The 19,274-nt window shown below is 67.0% G+C and carries 15 protein-coding genes; 3 read left to right on the top strand and 12 right to left on the bottom strand.

The window, feature by feature from the left end:
* Positions 1-36 precede the first annotated feature (36 nt).
* Positions 37-1,032 (top strand): alpha/beta hydrolase, encoded by a 996-nt coding sequence (locus LMA02_RS31465; RefSeq protein WP_228910591.1) that lies wholly within the window; start codon positions 37-39, stop codon positions 1,030-1,032.
* 23 nt (positions 1,033-1,055) lie between these two features.
* Positions 1,056-2,270 carry a cytochrome P450 gene (locus LMA02_RS31460; RefSeq protein ID WP_228910590.1) on the top strand — a complete coding sequence of 405 codons (1,215 nt, stop codon included), beginning with the start codon at positions 1,056-1,058 and terminating at the stop codon, positions 2,268-2,270.
* 9 nt (positions 2,271-2,279) lie between these two features.
* Here the strand turns inward: LMA02_RS31460 and LMA02_RS31455 are convergent, their stop codons facing one another.
* Positions 2,280-3,743, bottom strand: coding sequence for a catalase (locus LMA02_RS31455; protein WP_228910589.1), 1,464 nt, complete (start codon positions 3,741-3,743; stop codon positions 2,280-2,282).
* A gap of 339 nt (positions 3,744-4,082) precedes the next feature.
* Between LMA02_RS31455 and LMA02_RS31450 the strand changes: the two genes are divergently transcribed.
* Complete coding sequence (locus tag LMA02_RS31450) at positions 4,083-5,582, top strand: hypothetical protein (RefSeq protein WP_228910588.1); 1,500 nt, start codon at positions 4,083-4,085, stop codon at positions 5,580-5,582.
* A gap of 197 nt (positions 5,583-5,779) precedes the next feature.
* Here LMA02_RS31450 and LMA02_RS31445 read toward each other — a convergent pair whose 3' ends face one another.
* The 11 genes from LMA02_RS31445 to pilO2 form a co-directional block, all read right to left on the bottom strand.
* Positions 5,780-6,661: a hypothetical protein gene (locus tag LMA02_RS31445; protein WP_228910587.1), complete on the bottom strand. Its 882-nt coding sequence runs from the start codon at positions 6,659-6,661 to the stop codon at positions 5,780-5,782.
* A gap of 584 nt (positions 6,662-7,245) precedes the next feature.
* Entirely contained in the window at positions 7,246-8,682 is a 1,437-nt protein-coding gene (locus LMA02_RS31440; RefSeq protein WP_228910586.1) for a hypothetical protein, read from the bottom strand.
* 1 nt (position 8,683) lies between these two features.
* Positions 8,684-9,922 (bottom strand): sensor histidine kinase, encoded by a 1,239-nt coding sequence (locus LMA02_RS31435; protein WP_228910585.1) that lies wholly within the window; start codon positions 9,920-9,922, stop codon positions 8,684-8,686.
* Between the two features lie 34 nt (positions 9,923-9,956).
* Positions 9,957-11,738 carry a type III secretion system outer membrane ring subunit SctC gene (gene sctC, locus LMA02_RS31430; protein WP_228910584.1) on the bottom strand — a complete coding sequence of 594 codons (1,782 nt, stop codon included), beginning with the start codon at positions 11,736-11,738 and terminating at the stop codon, positions 9,957-9,959.
* 151 nt (positions 11,739-11,889) lie between these two features.
* Positions 11,890-13,515 (bottom strand): shufflon system plasmid conjugative transfer pilus tip adhesin PilV, encoded by a 1,626-nt coding sequence (gene pilV, locus LMA02_RS31425; protein ID WP_228910583.1) that lies wholly within the window; start codon positions 13,513-13,515, stop codon positions 11,890-11,892.
* 2 nt (positions 13,516-13,517) lie between these two features.
* A complete protein-coding gene (pilM, locus tag LMA02_RS31420) occupies positions 13,518-13,994 on the bottom strand; it encodes a type IV pilus biogenesis protein PilM (protein ID WP_228910582.1) in 477 nt (158 codons plus the stop codon).
* 125 nt (positions 13,995-14,119) lie between these two features.
* Positions 14,120-14,683, bottom strand: a complete 564-nt coding sequence (locus LMA02_RS31415; RefSeq protein WP_166724432.1) for a type 4 pilus major pilin — start codon at positions 14,681-14,683, stop codon at positions 14,120-14,122.
* Between the two features lie 29 nt (positions 14,684-14,712).
* Entirely contained in the window at positions 14,713-15,789 is a 1,077-nt protein-coding gene (locus LMA02_RS31410; RefSeq protein ID WP_228910581.1) for a type II secretion system F family protein, read from the bottom strand.
* Positions 15,779-17,377, bottom strand: a complete 1,599-nt coding sequence (locus tag LMA02_RS31405; RefSeq protein ID WP_228910580.1) for a GspE/PulE family protein — start codon at positions 17,375-17,377, stop codon at positions 15,779-15,781. Before LMA02_RS31405 ends, LMA02_RS31410 begins: the two co-directional genes overlap by 11 nt.
* Positions 17,378-17,381: 4 nt before the next feature.
* Positions 17,382-17,951 (bottom strand): type IV pilus biogenesis protein PilP, encoded by a 570-nt coding sequence (gene pilP, locus LMA02_RS31400; RefSeq protein ID WP_228910579.1) that lies wholly within the window; start codon positions 17,949-17,951, stop codon positions 17,382-17,384.
* A gap of 10 nt (positions 17,952-17,961) precedes the next feature.
* Positions 17,962-19,260, bottom strand: coding sequence for a type 4b pilus protein PilO2 (gene pilO2 / locus LMA02_RS31395; RefSeq protein WP_228910578.1), 1,299 nt, complete (start codon positions 19,258-19,260; stop codon positions 17,962-17,964).
* Positions 19,261-19,274 lie beyond the last annotated feature (14 nt).

The raw sequence follows: 19,274 nt of genomic DNA, 5'->3' as shown, positions 1-19,274 counted from the left end.
CCCACCCATCCTGACGAGTCCTAGCGAGGTTCTTTCATGACCATCATCGAGCCTGACGACGCCGCCCTCGCATCCGCGCCCGCGAGCATCCGGCAGTTTCTCGCGCGCCGGAGCGCCGCCGGCGCGAAGCGCCTCAGCGATTTCGACGTGCCCAGCGCACGCCAGTGGTTCGATTACTACACGCGGCTCGGCGACATCCAGGCGCGCCCCGTCCATCGCATCGAAGACGTCCGGTTCGACGCGCGCGGCGGCCGACAGCTTCCGGCGCGCATCTACTATCCAACCGAGCCCAGCCTCGGCGCGCTCCTCCCCGCCCTGCTCTATTTCCACTCGGGCGGCTACGTCGTCGGCGGGCTGGACACGGCGGACGCCGTGTGCCGCATGCTCGCCGCCGACGCGCAGTGCGCCGTCGTGTCCGCCGGATATCGGCTCGCACCCGAGCACAAGTTTCCGTGCGCGGTCGAGGACGCGGTCGACGCGCTGCACTGGCTGAAACGCGCCGCGATCACGTTCGGGATCGATCCGGCGCGGCTCGCGATCGGCGGCGAAAGCGCCGGCGGCACGCTGGCCGCGATTTGCGCGGTCGAAGCCCGCGATGCGGGCATCACGCTCGCGCAGCAACTGCTGATCTATCCCGCGCTCGCGGCCGGGCTGGACACGGACGCCCATCGACGCTACGGCGACGGGTATTTTCTGTCGCTCGACCTGATTCGCTGGCTACGCGAGCAGTACCTCGTCACGCCCGACGACCGAAACGACTGGCGTTTCGCGCCGCTGGACGGCGAGCGCAACGCGCCCACCAACTGGCGCGGCCTCGCACCAGCCTGGATCGTGTCGGCCGAATTCGATCCGCTGCGCGACGAGCATGAAGCTTACGTTCGCCGGCTCGCGTCCCATGGCAATACGGCGGCGCTGCGCGTGTATCCGGGCATGATCCACGGCTTCTTCTCGATGGGAACGCTGGTGCCGGAAGCCTGCGACGCGCATCGCGATGCCGCCGACGCGTTGCGCGCGGCGTTGTCCGACGAATGACCGGCTTCACCGGCACGACGCCCATGACCGACCCGATCGATCACGCGCATCGCGATGCGGCCAGCTTGCTGCCTTCGATTCTGGGCAACGGCGACGCCGATCCCTATTCGGTCTATGCGCGGCTGCGGCGATCGGCACCCGTCTATCGCGATGCGAGCGGCAGCTGGCTCGTCTCGTCGCATCGGCACGTGCTCGACGTGCTGGGCGATCGCACCTTCGCCTGCCTGCCGCCGGCGATCGACAACCCGTCCGCCGACCCGCTCGGGTTCAAGGACACGATCCTGTTCAGCGACGGCAATGACCACGAACGCCTGAAGCGATTGCTGGCGCCGATGTTCTCGAAGACACGCCTGATCGCCGTGCAGCACTACATCGACGCGCAGGTGGCCGCCCTGCTGGCGCCGCTGCATCGCCGGTCGCGCTTCGACCTGGTCGCCGAACTGGCCCGCGAGTTGCCCGTGCGAACGGTCTGCTTTCTGCTCGGCTTTCCGGAAAGCGCGGCCGATGCGTACCGTCGCGCGTCGCGGGGGGCGTGGCAACTGATCAGCTTCATGCGGCTGAACGCCACGGAACACCGACAGGCCGTCGCGGACACGGAACGCTTCCTGCTCGACATCGACGCGTGCATCGACGCTTGCCGCGACGGCGGCGACCCTGCCCATCCGCTTGCCGATTTCCTCGCGCTCGAACGGCGTGGGGAAATCAGCCGCCGCGAGATCGCGATGAACGTTCTGCTGCTGTTCATCGCCGGATACGGCACGACACTGCTGTCGATCGGCAACAGTATCGCCGCGGCACTCCAGGCCCCCGATCAATGGCAAGCGCTGCGCGACGATGTCGGCCTGGTGCCGCGCGCGGTTCGCGAACTGCTGCGCTACGATCCGGCGGCGCAGGCGCTGTTCCGTTACGCGCAGGCCGACGCCGAACTCGGCGGCTGCCGGATCCGGCGCGGCGATCAGCTCATCCTGCTGCTCGGGTCCGCCAATCGCGATCCGGCCGAGTTCGCCGCGCCCAACACGGTCGACTTTCATCGCGCCGACGGACGCAGCCTGACCTTCGGTGCCGGGCCGCACGGCTGCATCGGCGTCGCGCTCTCGCGCATGCAGCTCGAAGCCGTGTTGCGCGGCCTGCTGACGCACATCCCCGACCTCCAGCTAGCGAAGGACGATGCGCGGCGCATTCAACTGGGCGCGTTCCACGGCTATGCGCGACTCGGCGTCGAGCGCCCGGCCGGCTGACGATGCGTGCTACGCCCGTTCGGCGGCGAGCCGCGCGAGCGCCGCGACAATGCCCGCACCATAGGCCGGATCGGCCCGCGAGCAATTGTCGATGTGACGCTGCCGGATCTCCTTCGACACGCCGGCGATCTGCCGCGCGGTGGTATCGAACAGGCGCTGACGCTGCCGGGCATCCATCAGCCGGAACAGATCGCCCGGCTGCTGATAATGGTCGTCATCGGCGCGATGGTCCCAATGCGCGGCCGCCCCGTCGAGTTCGAGCGGCGGTTCGTTGTACTGCGGCCGGTCCGACCATGCGCCCTTGCTGTTGGGCCAGTACGACGGCGCGCCGCCGAGATTGCCGTCGGTGCGCATCGCGCCGTCGCGGTGATAGCTGTGGAACGGGCACTTCGGCGCATTCACCGGAATGTGACCGAAGTTGACGCCGAGTCGATATCGCTGCGCATCGCCATAGGAAAACAGGCGCGCCTGCAACATCCGGTCCGGCGAATAGCCGATGCCCGGCACGACGTTCGCGGGCGAGAACGCGGCCTGCTCCGTCTCGGCGAAGAAGTTGTCGGGATTGCGATCGAGCTCGAATTCGCCGACCTCGATCAGCGGAAACTCGGCCTTCGGCCATACCTTGGTCAGATCGAACGGGTTGAACCGGAATGCCTTCGCCTGCGCGTCGGTCATCACCTGGATATACAGCGTCCAGCGCGGGAAATTGCCGGCTTCGATGCTGTCGAACAGGTCGCGCTGATGAGTTTCGCGATCCGTGGCGATCAGGGCTTCGGCCTGCGCGTCGGTCAGGTTCTCGATGCCCTGCTGCGAGCGGTAGTGGAACTTCACCCACGTCCGTTCGTTCGCCGCGTTGATCATGCTGTAGGTGTGACTGCCGAAGCCGTGCATGTGACGGTACGAGCGCGGAATGCCGCGCTCGCTCATGACGATCGTCACCTGGTGCAGCGCCTCGGGCAGCAGCGACCAGAAATCCCAGTTGTTTTCCGCGCTGCGCATCCCCGTGCGCGGGTCGCGCTTGACGGCATGATTGAGATCGGGAAAGCGCAGCGGATCGCGGAAGAAGAACACCGGCGTATTGTTGCCGACCAGATCCCAGTTCCCTTCCTCGGTGTAGAACTTCAACGCGAAGCCGCGGATGTCGCGCTCCGCATCGGCTGCGCCGCGCTCGCCGGCCACCGTCGAGAAGCGCACGAACATCGGCGTCTGCTTGCCGATGTCGGAGAAGAGTTTCGCCTTCGTGTAGCGCGAGATGTCGTGCGTCACGGTGAAGGTGCCGTATGCGCCGGCGCCCTTCGCGTGCATGCGGCGCTCCGGGATGACCTCGCGATCGAAATGCGCGAGCTTTTCAAGCAGCCAGACGTCCTGCAGCAGCGCGGGCCCGCGCGGGCCGGCCGTCTGGATGTTGACGTTGTCGCTGACCGGTGCACCGTTCGCGTGAGCAATTTCACGCGGAACCGAATTCTCTGACATGTCCGATTTCCCCCACACCTTGTGTACCTTCAATTCGTCGGTCGCGCGCTCCCGTCTCGGGTTCGGGGATCGCACGTCGTGCGGACGGCCGTCGGCCGGTCCTAGGGGGAATTAGAAAGTGACGATGTATCGGGGGTTTGTCTGGCTTGTATCGGTTTGTATCGAATCGGTGGGGAGCCTGTCGCTCGCATCACGGCCTGTCGAGCATATTCGCCAACGACGGCCGTCGCGAATCCAGCGCACTTCGCATTTCGCGCGAAACCTTAGTTTGCTGGTCATCTTCAACACGGCGGACGACTCATTATCGAAGCCTGTTCACTCACGTTCGCGTTTCACGCCATGTCGAATACGAATATCGAACCCATTTCCTTTTCCAACCCATTTGACCCGGTGAATGCTCCACCCGACCCGGTGAATCGCGATAACCCGGCGGTCAGCCCCCTGCAGGCAGGTCCTCTGTCGGCCCTGCGCCCGCGGAAAGGAAGCGCCGTCCACTCGGCCGTTACACCCAATCGGCGGGGGTCGACCACATCGATCGAGCGACGACAGTCCTTCGCACTGTCGGAATCGAAAGCGCAAACGATCCAGACGGCTGTGCTAGCCAGAAAGGACCGTGAACTGACCGACGTGGAAACGGAGATCACGAAAACTTACGTACTTCCCGATCATCTGCGCGCGATCACCGAGGCGGCACGCATCATGAATATCGCCGTCAGTTTCAGGCCCGCGGGGCCCGAGACGTTGAAGTGGTTGAAAGCCGGCGCGCTCCCGAAGCCGCATGACATCCTTGAAAAAACCATCAAGGTGCAGTCGATGATCGACGTATATGGAGACCAGGAGGAAGGCCAGCGCCGTTTCTCCGAGATGCAGGCGCATGGCATAGCCGGACTCGTCGGCCATTACGGGACCGAGCCGCGTCGGCTCAGCGGTCTTTACGTGGACCCGTCGAGGCTGGGTGCGTCGGACGTGAGTCTGCAGTCTTTAGATAATGGGCGGACGGTCTTCCCCTTGGATGACAACAAACTGAGGGAGAGTCTCGAGCCGCTTTTTCGGCTACAAGGATGTGAGGTAGCCCTATACACCGGCGACTACGATATCCACGATTCGCTGAATCTGGGCGGCCGCCGGGCCCCCCATAGCGAGGGACAAGACACGTCAGCCCTACAGGCGCTCAACTGTGCAATCGGGGCGATCGATCGCGAGCGTCCTTATGACGATCAGGCGCGACACGTCGTGCAGCACGGTTCACAATACAACTATGTGGCCCACATGAAAAACCACGAGCGCGACCAGCCAATCAACGAACGCGTGGCAACGTCGTCGCTTCCGGTCGCGATGTGTGATCGGGGCACGTGGCAGATTATCGATTCCGAAGACCAACTGGCCAGGTTTTACAAATATCTGGGTATTACGCCTAAAAGCGACTGGGCTTCGGCCGACGGCGACTCTCGACGTCCATCACTTTCGAGTCTTGCCGGCAGTCCGTCCATGTCTCGCCGCTCGTCGCTTGCACCGACCGGCAGTATTCCGTCCATGTCTCGCCGCCCGTCGCTTGTGCCTGCCGGCGGCAATCCGTCCACGTCTCGGCGCCCGTCGCTCGCACCTCTTCCCGACCATACGTTTACGTTTCCTACAGTCCCGCACGGTTCAATTCAGAACCCGGCGCACGGCAACGCTCCCGATTCATATCCTCGCGAAGGCCGTCGCCCTTCCGCCCTGCCGCGCAGTTGGCTGCAACCGATTGATGGCGCCCCGGGGGGCACGCCCGAGCCGACACCGGTGACCGACGAACCGTTCGCTGCCAACAGCGCCGATCACCCCCCTCGGCCATCGAATTGAACAGGCGCCCTTGCGACATCACGCCATCCAATGGCGTGCTTCGATGGGGGTTTCAGCAGCCTTCCAGTCGGCTCGTCGAGCTTGGAGAAATAGGCCGGCCCGGGCCGGCAGTCGGTCGCGTGCGGATTCACGCTCGTTACAATCATCCTGCGTCCGGTCATGCATTCGGTCGCAGACCCACGAGTACGCGCAACACTTCAAAGCTCGTCGTGCTGCCGGACGGGCTGTGCCGCTCTCGATAGATCGATGACGCCATTGACGTCGCGCAGGCCGGCGGCCGCCTTCCGGGCTTCGTCGAGCGAGAGGCCGTTCACTCGATGCAACGCGATAGTCTGCGCCACATCGAATACATCGTGCGCGTTCGCGTCCCGCCACATTGCCTTGTACTGGCTCGCCACTTCGCGGTGATCAAGCGCCGTGCGCGGCGGAATGACGTAACGGTTCATCTCACCGTCTCTGGGGGGAAACTTCCATACTGTCCCTCCGTTGTGGGCTTGCGCCAGACGATCGAGCCGGCCAGCGAAGCTATCGTCGACCGCTAATATCATCCAGCCGTGCGGGGCGGTTACCCTCGCAAATTCCTTGACGTGGTAATCGAATACCGGCGCACCTTCCGTCATCGTCAGATTGGAGAAACCGTCTTCGAATGGCAAAAAGCCGTCAGCCGCGTCGTTCTGTCCGGGCCAACGATTCGCAGGTCTGACGAGATTCGGAATCGGGTAGCGGCTTCGCGCCACCGGCGCCGCCGATGGGTCGGTCTGCAAAACAAATGTGCCGGGCGACGCAACCGATTGCGCATTGACGTTGATCGCGTGCACGTTGCCGCTCTTCATCAATTTCGCACCTTGTTCCGTCTTCTGGCCTTCTCCGCCAATGTCAACCATCGCGAGTTGATGCCCGGCAATACCCAGGTCATCGCGGCTCGCCTTGACGCTTCCCGGCTGCCTGAGCACCGTTGCCTGAAATTTCTCTTGAAAAAGCTCGGCCGCCCTGCGCGACGGCGTCTTGCCTGCCGCCTGCACGATCGGAAAGGACATCCCCGGCTGAGGCGCGACGATCTGCTCGAGAATGGGCGCCAAGCGCGCCTCCTCGAGTCTCGAAGCGCTTCCACGCGAGGTCAGTCCCGACAGCGGGCCGTGACTGTTGCCGCCTGGCCGTCGCGAATCTTGCAATATCCCCGCATGGGCTGCGGATTGACTTGGAAACAGTGGCTCGAGCGTCGAAAGCGACGGCGAAGCGTTGATGGATGAGGCGTCGTATGGGGTGATGGGCATAACGGCTTCCAATGGGTATCGGAACAATCAGACGGGGTCATGCCGATATTCGGTCGCCGGCAGCGTGCGTCCAATAGGCAGGTTGTTGCGCAGCGCGATCGTGGTTGCGTCCGCAAGTATCGGATGAGTGTTCATTTGACGCTTTCCTCGACTTGATGTGGGTGACGAGTCGATTGCAACGATGGCCAATGTGGCGCGCATGCGGTACGTCCAAAGCGATGTGGCGGCTCGATACGCGAAACAGCGTGTGACACGGACGTGGCGGACGCGACCATGCTGCTGAACCCGACCCACCGCCGAACAGCCGATCCACCGATGCTCCGCGCGTCGGTAGCCTGGGCGCACCGGATGCTCGATCTGCCGTTCGCCCCATCAGTGTCGTCGACGGCCTAATGCTGATCGACTTGCCGCGGCACCAACAACACGATCCGCGTGCGCTGCGCGTCCATCGGCTCGAGCATGACGATGCCTTGCGTGGGGGCCAGCGTCATTCGGGCGGCCTGAACGTCGTCGCGCACCCGCCATTCGACGGCGAGCGTCGTTTCACGGCGCGCGGCATTCGCGCCCGACGACGGCACGACGACGAGCGACAGATCCGCCGCCGCTCGCGCGGCGCGCAACGAATCATCGTGCGTGGGCACCGCGTTTGCCGCCACGAACGGCGTACCGGCGCGCTCCCGGAACGCAACGGCCGCGCCGTCGTAGGTCGCAAGCGCCTGATCCAGTTCGATGCGCGCGCGCTGCGCGGCGCTCAACTGGCCAATGCCACGCCGCAGCGCGTCGCCGTCGGCAACGAGCATGGCCGCACTGTTCGACGCGATGCCGATCGCACTGAGCGACTTCCCGAGCGGCAGACGCGCCAGATCGAGCGCCGCGACATCGGCCATCAGCGTGTCGATGACGATCGGCTTCGGTCGCACATCCAGCCTGGCGAGCACCCGCAGGTCACGGGCAAGCCGCTCGGGGTGATCGCGCACGAGCACGGTGTTCGTGCGTGCATCGGCGCTCACCACGGGCAGCGGCGCCTCGTATTCGACCGCGCCCAGCGCGGCGGCATCGACCGGCGCCAGTTGCGATCGCGCGCGTGCCGCCACCCCCTCCACCGTGATTTGCCGGCCATCGACCACGGTGACGCGATCGGCGGCCGTCCCGACACGCAGCGCGACGGCACGCACCGCCGTCGTCACGCGCCGTCTCGCGCTGCCGTCGACCTGCCGCGCGGCGTGCTCGACGCGCTCGAGGTACGCGGGCGGCCCGTTGACCGTCACGATCGCGCCGCCCGCCCCATTGACGAGCGGAAAGCACGGGCTGGCCGCACCGCTCTTCGCGAGCAACGCGCGCAGCACGGCGGGCCGCGCGAAGTTCAGGCGCAGCGTCAGCGTGCGCCGCGCGCCCAGCGGGCTGACGTAAAGCACAGTGCCGTCGAAGTACGTGTCCAGTTCATGGTTGCGCGCGAGCCGTTCGACGAAGTCCTGCGGCGACGCATCGAAACGTCCATCCAGGCGACCCGACACGCGGCCGTCGACGACAATCGGTACGCCGGTCGCGTCGGACAGCGCGCTCAGCGCATCGGCGACGCTCGCCCCCGGCGTCTCGTAGTGAAACCGGGCGAGATGCCATGAGGGTCGCGCCTGGCGTGCACATACCGATCGAGACGGAGCGGCCGCCGCGCTTCCCGCGTAGGCCGGCGTGCCGGGCAGCGACACGCAGAGCAGCGCGAAGATCGCCGTGACCGCCGTCGCTCGCGCGACACGCCGAAGGAACGCAGCCCATGACGGTCGAAAATCGCCGCGCCATCGACGCACGCATTCCCGCAAGCGGGCCATGTCAGTCACCATCGCCGTGCTCGAGGCGCTCGTGCGGTTCCTGAGCGCGGCGGTCCTCTCGCGAGCCGGCCTGCGCCGCGGCGTATCCGAGCGCGTCCGCGCGCTCGAGCGCGGTCAGGCCGCTGCCGGTCGACAGCCCGCCGGGAAGCGGGCCGGTATTGCGTCGTGCGGACAGGCACGGCAGCCGCATGACGAAATCCGTCCCGGCGCGCGGGTTGGCGCGGGCCAGCAGCGTGCCGCCATGCAGATTCACGATCCTGGAGGTCAGCTTCAGACCCAGCCCCGAGCCCGACGACGAGCGATCCGCCAGCGCTTCGAAGTCGCTCATCACGCGCTGCGCGGCGATTCCCGGCAAGCCGCCCGCCGCGTCGCTGATCGTGACGACCGCGAAACCGTCCTCCGCATTCACCGACACGGTCACGGCGTTGCCCGGCGTGGAAGCCCGGATCGCGTTGTCCACGAGATTTTGCAGCGCGCGCGCGACGAAGGTGCGCACGCCCGTCATCCAGATACGCGCGTCTTCCACCATCCACAGCTGCAACGGCACGCCGCGATAGACGGCCGCGACATCCTGTTGCGCGATCACGCTGCGAACGGTTTCGCACAAGTCGAAGCGCGCGAGGTCGCGACGCTGCAATCCGCTTTCCACCGACGTGAAGATGAATTGATCGCCGAGCGACAACGCGTAGCGCGCCAGCTCGCCGATCCGCGCCATCCCGCCACACGCGTCGAACGCGGCGGGATCGGTCTCGTGGAGCTGGGTCATCGCGAGAATCGAGTTCTGCGGCGAACGCAGATCGTGCGACATGAAGCGCAGCGACTCCATGCGCTGGTCGAGCGTGCGGCGCATCCCGGTGACGTCCACCAGGACGAAGGTCGTCGCAATCCGTCCGCCGCCGCTGGCCTGATTGCGCGCCAGCCAGATCCAGGTGTCGCCGACCTGGAATTCGACACCCTGGCCGCCCCCGTCTTCCGACGGGCTCGCGTCCTCCGTCTGCGCCGGCTCCGCGACGTCGGCGATCCCGCAGGCCCGCAGCAGCGCATCGAGCGACGAGCCGACCACGATCTCCCGTTGCAGCAGGCGCGCCGCGCCGGTGCTCGCGAACAGCACGCGGCGCTCGCCATCGACGGCGATCGTTCCCCACGGCTGGCTGTCCAGCAGCGCCGCCAGCTCGTCGCCGGCGATGCCGGGCGCGTCCGTGTCCACCGCCGCCGCGCGCGGATGCGAAGGTGCCGTCATGTCGTGCTCGTCGGGTTCATGCGCCGCGGCCGCGTCACAGGTCGATGATCCGCGGCGTCAGCAGGAACAGTCGTTCCATGTGGCTGTCGTCGCGATCGGTATAGCGGAACAGGCCGCCGATGAGCGGGATCTTCGACAGCAGCGGCACGCCGGTCCGGCCGTGCGTGCGACTGTCGGTCTTGTAGCCGGCCACGAGCAGTGCCTCGCCTTCGTTGACGAATGCGGACGTGTTGATGTTGCTGCTGGTGATCACCGGGATGTTGTCGACCGACTGACCGCTCAGCTGGCCGTCCTGGATCGCGACATCGAGCTTGATCTGCCGGCGGCCGTTCTCTTCGACCACCATCGGCAGCACGCGCAGCGACACGCCGGTCGACACGCTGAACAGGCTGGCCGACGTGTATCCGGACACGCGCACGAAGAACTGCGTTTCGTTGTTCATGTCGGCCTCGATGTTGTCGAGCGTCGCGACCTTCGGGCTCGCCTCGATCCTGGCCTTCTTGTCGGCCTCGAGTGCCGACACGTTGGCCAGCAGATAGCGGCCCGCGTTGCCGATCACGGTGGTCAGGACCGCGCCCGCCGGCGCGGCCGCCGCCGTCACGCCGCCGGCCAGCGTCGTATTGCCGAAGTTCGGCGCGAGCGTGCCGTTGTAGGTGTTCTGCGTGCCGAGCCCGCTACCGGTCTGCAGATCGACATGGCTGTTGTGCGCGGTCCAGTTCACGCCGAGTTGCGCGAGCGCGCCTTCGTCGACCTCGAAGATGTGCGCCTCGATCTCGACCAGCCGCGGCTTCACGTCGAGCAGCGAGATCAGGTCCGGATACTGATACATGCGATCGGGCGTATCGCGGATCAACACGGAGTTGGTGCGCTGATCCGCCTGGATCACCGGCAGATCCTCGTCCTTCTGTCCGATCCCGCCGACCGCGGGCAACCCGCCCTTGCCGGCCGCACCGGCGAGCGGCGCGGACGGCCGGCCGGTCAGGCCCGCCAGCAAGCCCGCCGCGTTGCCGCCGGCCCCGCCGTTATAGGCGCCCCCCTGCCCGCCGGCCGGCAGCGGCGGCATCAACGCCTGGCCCGCGCCGCCGCCCGATACGTCGTTCAGCGCGTTCGGGCGCTGCACGTTCGACACGTTCGTGGCGTTGCGGGTCGGGTCGGCCGGAGACGTGACCGCCCCCTGATTCGGGTGATAGATGTTGTTCAGGACCGTCGACACGCCCGGCAACGTGTAGGACGCGCCGTCCGCGTTGAACGAGCGGTCCATCGACCACGCATGCTTGAGACGGAACACGCGCACGACGGTGCCGGCGCGATGCGAGGTACGCGAATCCAGCCGTGCCGCGACGTCGGACACGAGCTTCACGTAGTTCGGCGGACCGTTGACGATCGCCGCGCCGTGCGCGTCGTCGTAGGTGATCTTGAAGCGCGCATCCGCGACCTGCATCGCCGCGAGCGTGTCGCGCAGTTCGGCCGTGCCCGCGTGATCGAGCTTGACGAGCGTGCTCTTCATCTCCTCCGGCAACACGATGTCGAGCACCTGGCCGTCGAAATACCAGACGAAGCCAAACGATGACGCCAGCGTGTCCAGGAAGCGCTGCGGCGACATGTGGAACTTGCCGGTCACGCTGCCCGTGATGTCCTTCGAGATATCGGCGGGAATGTTCTGGCTCGCGGAGAAGTCGCGCAGGACTTCCTTGATGTCCTTGGCGTCGGCGGAGTAGTCGATCTGCGCGGTCTGCCAGCGCACCGGCGCGGCCGACGCCGCAAGGCAAGCCAGTGTCGACAGGGCGAACAGCATCACATGGAGAAATCGTTTCATGGTCGGCGTCGTAAGGGGTGGCATCACTCTGACCACATGATTGGCGGCAGCCGTCACAGCGTCAACGCGCGATCGCCATCGTCGCCGCGCAGGTTCCGATCCGTGGAGGGAAATTCGCGGTACGCGGTTGGCATCGACACGCATCGCACGCTCAGTAATACGTGTTCACGTTCCATCCACCCACGACCGGCGTGTTCGGAATCGTCTGATTCTGTTCGCCGCAGTAGGAACTCGTCCATGGGGTCGTCAGCGCGTTGTAGGTTGCCCAGTTGGTCAGGATCGCAATCTGGTAATCGCCGGCCGGCAACGCGTGATTCAGGGTCGTGCTGATGCCGCCCGAATCGTCCACCAGCGTCGGCCCCTGCGCTTCGGTATGCGCGACGGAGCGATTCGACGCATCGAGCACGTCGACGTCCTGCGACACCTGCGCGCGGGCGCCTCGCGCGGGGCCGCACAGGCTGTCGTTCAGATGGGCCCATGAGGAAACCGAAACGATGCCGGGTTTCGTCAATCGAACGGGAATGAGCCGCGAATAGGTGAACGTGCCGTTCGTGCCATTGAACGAGAACGGCGGCGCGTAATAGTTGGCCGACGGCGGGCCCGCGCAGTTCGCGTAGTCGGTCGCGCCGGGCGACGCCATCATGATCTGGCATTCCGTCATGGTCGTGCCCGGCAGGATTTCGGACTGCGTCTGCCAGATGCCGTTCTGACAGGACAGCACGCGGCCCTGGGCGTCGGTGGTGACGGGTGTCGTGTTCGCCGTGTCCGGCGTGCACGCATTGCCCTGCGCCTGCTGGTTGCCGAGAGCGAGATTGCCTTGCTCGTCGACCGCCAGCGCCTGCCACGCGGTGCCGTTGAACGTGTAGGCGCGCCCGGTGTTGGTCGTCATCGCGACGTCGCCGATGCGCGGATCGGGCACCTTCGACGTATCGCCGAGGTCGCTCGCGGACGCCACGGGATCGCGCCAGTGCCGTGAGCCGACGGGCACCCATTGACCGTTACGGCAGGTCACCACGTTGCTGCCCGCGTCGGCGGCAATCGCCCCCGCCGCCGCCGTGCACGGCGCGTAGTCGATCTGTTGCGCGAGCACGATCGGCACCTGCATCGCATTCGCCGCCGGATTGCCGGGCACGCCGACGCGATAGAGGAAGTCCGCGGTCTGCCCGTTTCCGGTATCGGGAAAGATTTCGCTGGCCAGGTGACCGGTGCCCGTCTTCGTCGACGAACACGCCGCGTTGGCGGGATTCGGCACGGCGATGCGCCAGGACCCATACGCGCCGATCGCCGCCCCCGTGCCGTTGTTGGCAGCCGGAATGGAGCCGCCGCCGGCCCCCGCGTTCGCGGCGATGTAGCCCAGTTGCGCATCGGGAACCGGCGTACCGCCTTCGGTGACGAGCAAGCCTTGCAGCTGTCCGCCGGCCGATGCATAGACCAGCAGGCACGGCGTCTGTCCGTATGCGTTCTGCTCTCCCACCCCGTCGGGCAGAAAGCTCGCCAGCTGATAGGGTGCGCCGCGCAGCTTGATCACCACGGGCTTGTCGGGCGTCGCGGCAGCCGCCAGCGCGACCGCATTCTGCTCGATGAGCTGCGCGGCGGCCTGCGCAAGCTGCGACTGGTAGTGGGCCGTCTGCTGGCCGCGTGCATCCTCGAGCGACGTTCCGATCATCGCGACGATGCCGGCGGTCACCGCCGACACGATCGCGAGCGTCGCCAGCAATTCGATGATCGTGAACCCGCGTTGTCGATTCGCCGCGCGCTTCATGTCGTGTCGGGTCAAGATCACCACGCCTGTGCCATCCACACCGGCATGCCATTGGGCACGGCCCGGGACAGCGCGACAGGCAGCGGCACGGCCGGGTTGCCGCGCGACACCACCCTGCCATCGAGCGCGACGCCGGCCAGCGCGGAACCGCGCGACAATCGCTCGATCGCGCTGACCGCGGCGGTCGCGCTCGCCGACGTCGCGTAGATCACGACGAGGCTGCCCGGCGCGTCCGCGTTCGGCGCCACGTAGTTGTGCCACAACGGATCGAGGGTTTGCGGCGCCAGCAGCGGTCGCAATGCCGCGTCTGTCACGCTGCCTTCGAATTCCGGATGATCGAGCGCGTAGCGCACCACCGCGTCGCGGTACGTGCTCATGCTCTGCGCCAGCGCGAAGCCGGATACCGACATCGTCGCCGGTTGGTAATCGGCGTCGATCAGCGCGTACATGCCGCCCAGCACGCCGAAGACAAGCGCGACCCAGATCGCGATCACGTTCGCGCCCCTCCGCCTGCGCGCGCAAGCTTCAGCGGCGCGAAGCCACGGCGAGCCGCGCCCGGGCGGTCCACCCAGGACCGCCGGCCACGAGCGGCGCCGCGCGAGCATGGGCAGGCCATCGGTCAGGTCGACGTCCATACGATCGTGTTCGCCGTATCCGAGCTGCAATCCGTGGCCGCGAGATCCGGCGACACGGGCATCGCGGTTTCCGTCTTGCCGTTGATGGCGATCGATACCCAGTTACCGCCTGCGGTGACGGCATTCACGCACACGCTGCGCGGCACGTTGTCGTAGGTGATCGTGAAGGTGCTGCCGGCGCCGGCGACGGCCACGGCGCCGTTCCAGGTGTTCGTCACGGTGTTCTGGTCGCCGGACGGCGTGAGCGTCGACGGAAACACGCCCGCGCTCGCCAGCACCGAGTTGCCGAGATTTCCGTATCCGCCGGGTTGCCCCATGTAGAGCTTCTTGACGCCGCTCTGGATCGCGCTCACCTGCTCATTCACCGCATTGGTGCTCGCGCTGTTGAATGCGCCGTTCAGCAGCGCGATCGCACCGATCACCACGATCGCCGCGACCCCGAGATACGAAATCGCCTCCAGCAGCGACGCGCCGCGCTGCGATGCGCGGGAGCGCCCGGCCCGCGCGTTCGGTGCGGCCGTCGTGTTCGAGTTCGTGAATGGGTTCATATCGTCCTCGCCTCGTGTTGAAACAAGCTTCAATGCAGCGATCTCGTCATCGCAGCAATCTCCTGCTGAATGCCGAAAAAGCCGGTGATCAGTACGCTCAGCAGCAGCGCCAGCAAGACGATGGCCGCGCCGTTCAGCACGCGCATCTGCGCGGCGATCCGCTCCACGCCGGCTTCCATCCATTCGTCCGCCATCGTCTTCAGCGCTTCGGCGAAGCCCTTGTACTCCGCATAGACGCAGAGGTCGTCGACGATCTCCGCGGACGGAAAGCGATAGCCGGTATGCTTCATCGCCTCGCCGACATTCAGGCCTGACTTGACGCCGAACAACGTGTCGTCGATCCGGTCGCGCAGCCACGGCTTCGCGAGCGACGAGAGCCGCATCAACGATTTCTCGACCGTGAGGCCGGCCGCCTGCAACGACGCGAACGCCGTGAGAAAACTGATGCCGACCATCAACCGATAGACGGAGTAAGGCGGATAGCGATCGAGCGCGGTGCGCAACCGGCCCGACCAGCGCGGCATCGAATGGATCAGCAGCGCGATGCCGGCCAGCAGGCCGGCGACGCCATAGCCCAGCCACTGCGTGGTGAAGCTCGACAACAGGTACAGCAGATGGGCCGGGCCGTGCCAGCGCTGCGGCGGCACGATCGCGGCGAATTGCGGAATCACGTGCGCGCCGAACAGATACAGATAAACGAGCGTGATGCCGAACAGCGCGACGGGATAGGCGATGCCGCCCACGATCGCCGCGCGGATGCGGCGCTGCGACACCACGATCGCGACCAGCGAACGCAGCGCGGCTTCCACGCGGCCGGACTGCTCGCCGGCCATCACAACCAGTTGCTCCGCCTGCGGCACCCAGCCTTCCATCCCTTCCGCGAGCGTGCCGCCGTTCTGCACCGCCTTGCGCCATTCGCCGAGCATGATCGCGGCCGGCTCGTTCGGCTTGCGCCCTTCATGCGCCGCGCGCAGTTCGAGCTCCTCCAGGACCTTCAGCAGCGGCAGCCCGTTCGACAGCATCTTCTCGATCTTCCGGTACACCCTGAGGCGCGCGTCGGGGCCTGCCTGCAAGCGCGCCCAACGGCGATTCAAGTCAACGCGCATGGTTCCCTCCGCCGGTCGCCGCGTGCAGCCGTGCCGGTTCGACGCGCGGCACGAGCGGACCGACCACGCGCTCGGCCACCCGCGGATCGACCAGGCCGGCCGCGACCTTGGTCAGCGCGTGGTCGACGAGCGTTTGACCGCCCAACTCCCTGAGCCAGTAATCGGTTGCGCCGGACTTGTCGCCTTCGCGCAGGAGCGCGAAGAAGCGCGCGTCCGTGCACACCACTTCGGCGACCACGGTACGGCCGACGGTGCCGCGCCCGGCGCACTGCACGCAACCGCCGCCCTGCACGCAGACCTGGTCATACGCACTCCCGACCGCACGCAGCACGCGCGCGGCAAGCGCCGCATCGCGCGCGGCCGCGCTATCGCGAAACCGCACGCGGCAATGCGGACACGTGACCTTCACGAGACGCTGGCTCACCAGCCCCGTGACCAGCGTTTCGTCGGTCACCATGCGCAGCGGCAGGCCGAGATCGACGAGGCGATCGACGATCGCGAGCACCCCGCTCGCATGCACCGTGGTCCATACCTGGTGGCCGGTCATCGACGCGCGCAGCACGCCTTGCGCCGACGCGCGATCGCGCACCTCACCGATCATGATCGTGTCCGGGTCGAGCCGCATCGCGTTGGCGATCGCGGCGGCGAACGCGAGCGAGCGCGACTCCTCGGTCGGCGCATTGACGACCGGCGTCTGGACCGCGCCGTTGATCGGATACTCGACCGGGTCCTCCACCGTGATCACGTGCGTGCTGCCGTTGTTCTCGCTGATCAGGCCGGCCAGCACGCGCTGCAGCGTCGTCGATTTGCCGGATCCGGTCGGTCCGCTGAAGATCGTCAGGCCGTGCGGCAATCGGCTCAGTGCCAGGATCTGTCCGGCTTGCAGCGCGGTGAAGCCGAGCCGCTCGAGGTCAGCCGATTCGCCGGCATCGTTGTACAGCAGGCGCAGCACCATGATGCTGCCGGTGCTGGTCGGCGCGGTGGCGATGCGCACGCCGAACAGCTGCTCCGGAAGCTTGTCGCGCTCGCCGATGCTGGCGTCCTGTCGCTCGCTCGGCTTGTACGTGTTGTCCGACACGCTCGCCATCGCCGAATACAACGTGGCGAGCAGGCGCGTGCCGTGCTCGCGGGGCTGCTCGCTGACCCGCACCAGCTCGTTGTGGATCCGGAACAGGATCTCGGTGCTGAACTGCTTCACGCGTATATGAATGTCGGACGCACGTTCCCGGCAGGCCTGCGCGATGAGGTCCTTCGCGACGACCTGCATGGCGGTATGGTCCAGCCGTTCAGCCGTGCCGTCTCGGCGCATGCCTTCGTATGCCCGGCGCACCTCGTCGAGACTGACCGCGTGAGCGCGATACGCGAAGTTCAGGCGGTCGAGACGCGCGCGGTACGACAGCACGAACGGACTCATCTCGTGGCCCTCCGCGACGAGCAGGCGGCCGTCGTCCAGCAGGCACAGCAGCTTGCGCTCCTCGGCGCTCGCCGCCCACGGCCCGACGTCGGACAACGGGCAGGCGGCGCGGACGTGGCGCCCGGCCGGCACGTCGCCCGGGCCGGCCGCGGTTCCGATGTTCGTGGGTTGCATCGCGTCACTCCCTCGCCAGTGCCGGATTGCCGGGCGGCAGGCCCGGCACGCCCGGGCCACCCGGGCCACCATTCGCCGGCGGCAACGGGCCGGCCGACATGCCCGCTGCCGTGCCGGGCCGCAAATGCACGACCCGGTCCCGCCTGCGGCCGATCACCTCGCCGGCATTGACGGACACGATCCGCAGCCCGTCGGGCAGGATGTCGCCGGCGCGGGCATCGAACTGCTGGCCATCCGCGCCTTGCAGCGTGGCCGACAGATTCCGTCCGAGCCCTTCGATCGCGATCACGCGCGGCACGTCGGCGCCGCCATCGTCCCCCGGCCGGAAACGGCCGTTGCTGCCGATGCGCGACAACGCCGCGGCACGCTCGGCCACCTGGGCCTGCACGTCGAGCTTCCTGAGTTCGGCTTTCAGCAACATGGTTTGCTCCTGCAGACGGATCAGTTCGTCGGCGGTGCGTCGATCGGATGCGGGCGCCTCGCGCACCGGCGGTGCCGATGGCGGCGCATCCGCGGCCGCGCGGCAGCCGGCGGCATGCACGAGACATCCGGCGAACGCCGCGGCGCCGAGCACGATCCTGAAGTCACCTGGCATAGACGGTTCCTTGCGCGGACCAAGCGCCCGCCTGATAAGTCAGTTTGTCGAGCCGCACGCCCGGTTCGTCGAGATAGCCGGCGAGCACGACGGGCGGCATCACGCCGAGGTTCGCCTGCAGCCGCGACGCATGCCACGCACGCCGCGGCCGGTCGGGCCGGGAGAATGTCGAAAGCGCGCCCGGCGGTTCGTCGGGAAGGGGCGCGAGCGACAGCGGCAGGTCGAATTGCTGAAACCGGGCGATCAGCCGCGCATCGATATCCGTGCGGGTCAGCAGCGGATCGTCGCCGGCCGCGGCCGCTACCGGCACGTTCCGCACGAGCGACGCGTGTTCGCCCGTGCCGTCGATGCGGGCCTGCGGTTCTCCGGCCAGCAGCAGCGCAACCGTCGAGCCGTTGCGCGACCACAGATAGGTGACGCTGCCCGCCTGGCAAACGAATCGCTCGAGGTCCCAGCCGCCCGGCGCCAGTTCGGTGAAGTGATCGAGGCAGGTGCGCGCGAATTGCGAAGGCGCCGGCATGCCGGCCCACGGACGCGCCTGCGCAGCCGCGTCGGTCGCCTGCGCGCCGGCCCGCTCGAGCCTGGCACGCTCGGCGGCAAACGCACGCGCGCGCTCGGCTTCGAGCATGTGTTGCCGATGCGCGAGCCAGCCGTATGCGGCGGCGCCGGCGCACGCCAGCACGGCCGCCGCGACACCCACCGTGCGCGGCGACACGCGATGCGCGACGGGCCGCAGGCGGGCCCAGCCGGGCACATGAACGCGCTCGCCGCGACGTTTGCCGAGCAGGTCCTCGATGCGGCGCGGGTAGACGTTGTGAAACCCCATCGCATCGATTTCATCGTCGCCGATCACGACGTTCCATCCGCCGAGCGAGTAATCGGACGTCAGGCGCTCGAACACCTCGTCGCGGCTGCCGACCCAGTCGCCGTTCGGAAGAAACGAACCGTCACGCACGGCGAAGTACGCCCAGCGGTCATCCGGCAAGCGAAATGCGCCGAGCCAGTTGGGTGCGCTTTGCTGGCGCCCGTCATAGAACGCGCCCTGCAGCGCGATCGTTCTCGACACGATCACGCCGAGCGACGCGACGCCGGCCTGCACCCCTTCGTGCGGATTGGCAAAGCCGGCGGCCGCCACGCCGCGGTCGATGCGCAACACCATCAACGCGAAGTCGAGCTTCTTCGCGAGCTCGTGGCCTTCCTTGCGCAGTTCGCTGCGGCGCGAAAGCGACTGCCAGAACAGACCGCATACGAAGCGCTGCCGGCCGATCTGAACGATTTGCGTAGCCATTGCCGGTTCCCGTG

Source organism: Burkholderia sp. B21-005 (assembly GCF_020843965.1).
GTDB classification, from domain to species: domain Bacteria; phylum Pseudomonadota; class Gammaproteobacteria; order Burkholderiales; family Burkholderiaceae; genus Burkholderia; species Burkholderia ambifaria.
This window is presented reverse-complemented; position numbering and strand designations above follow the sequence as displayed.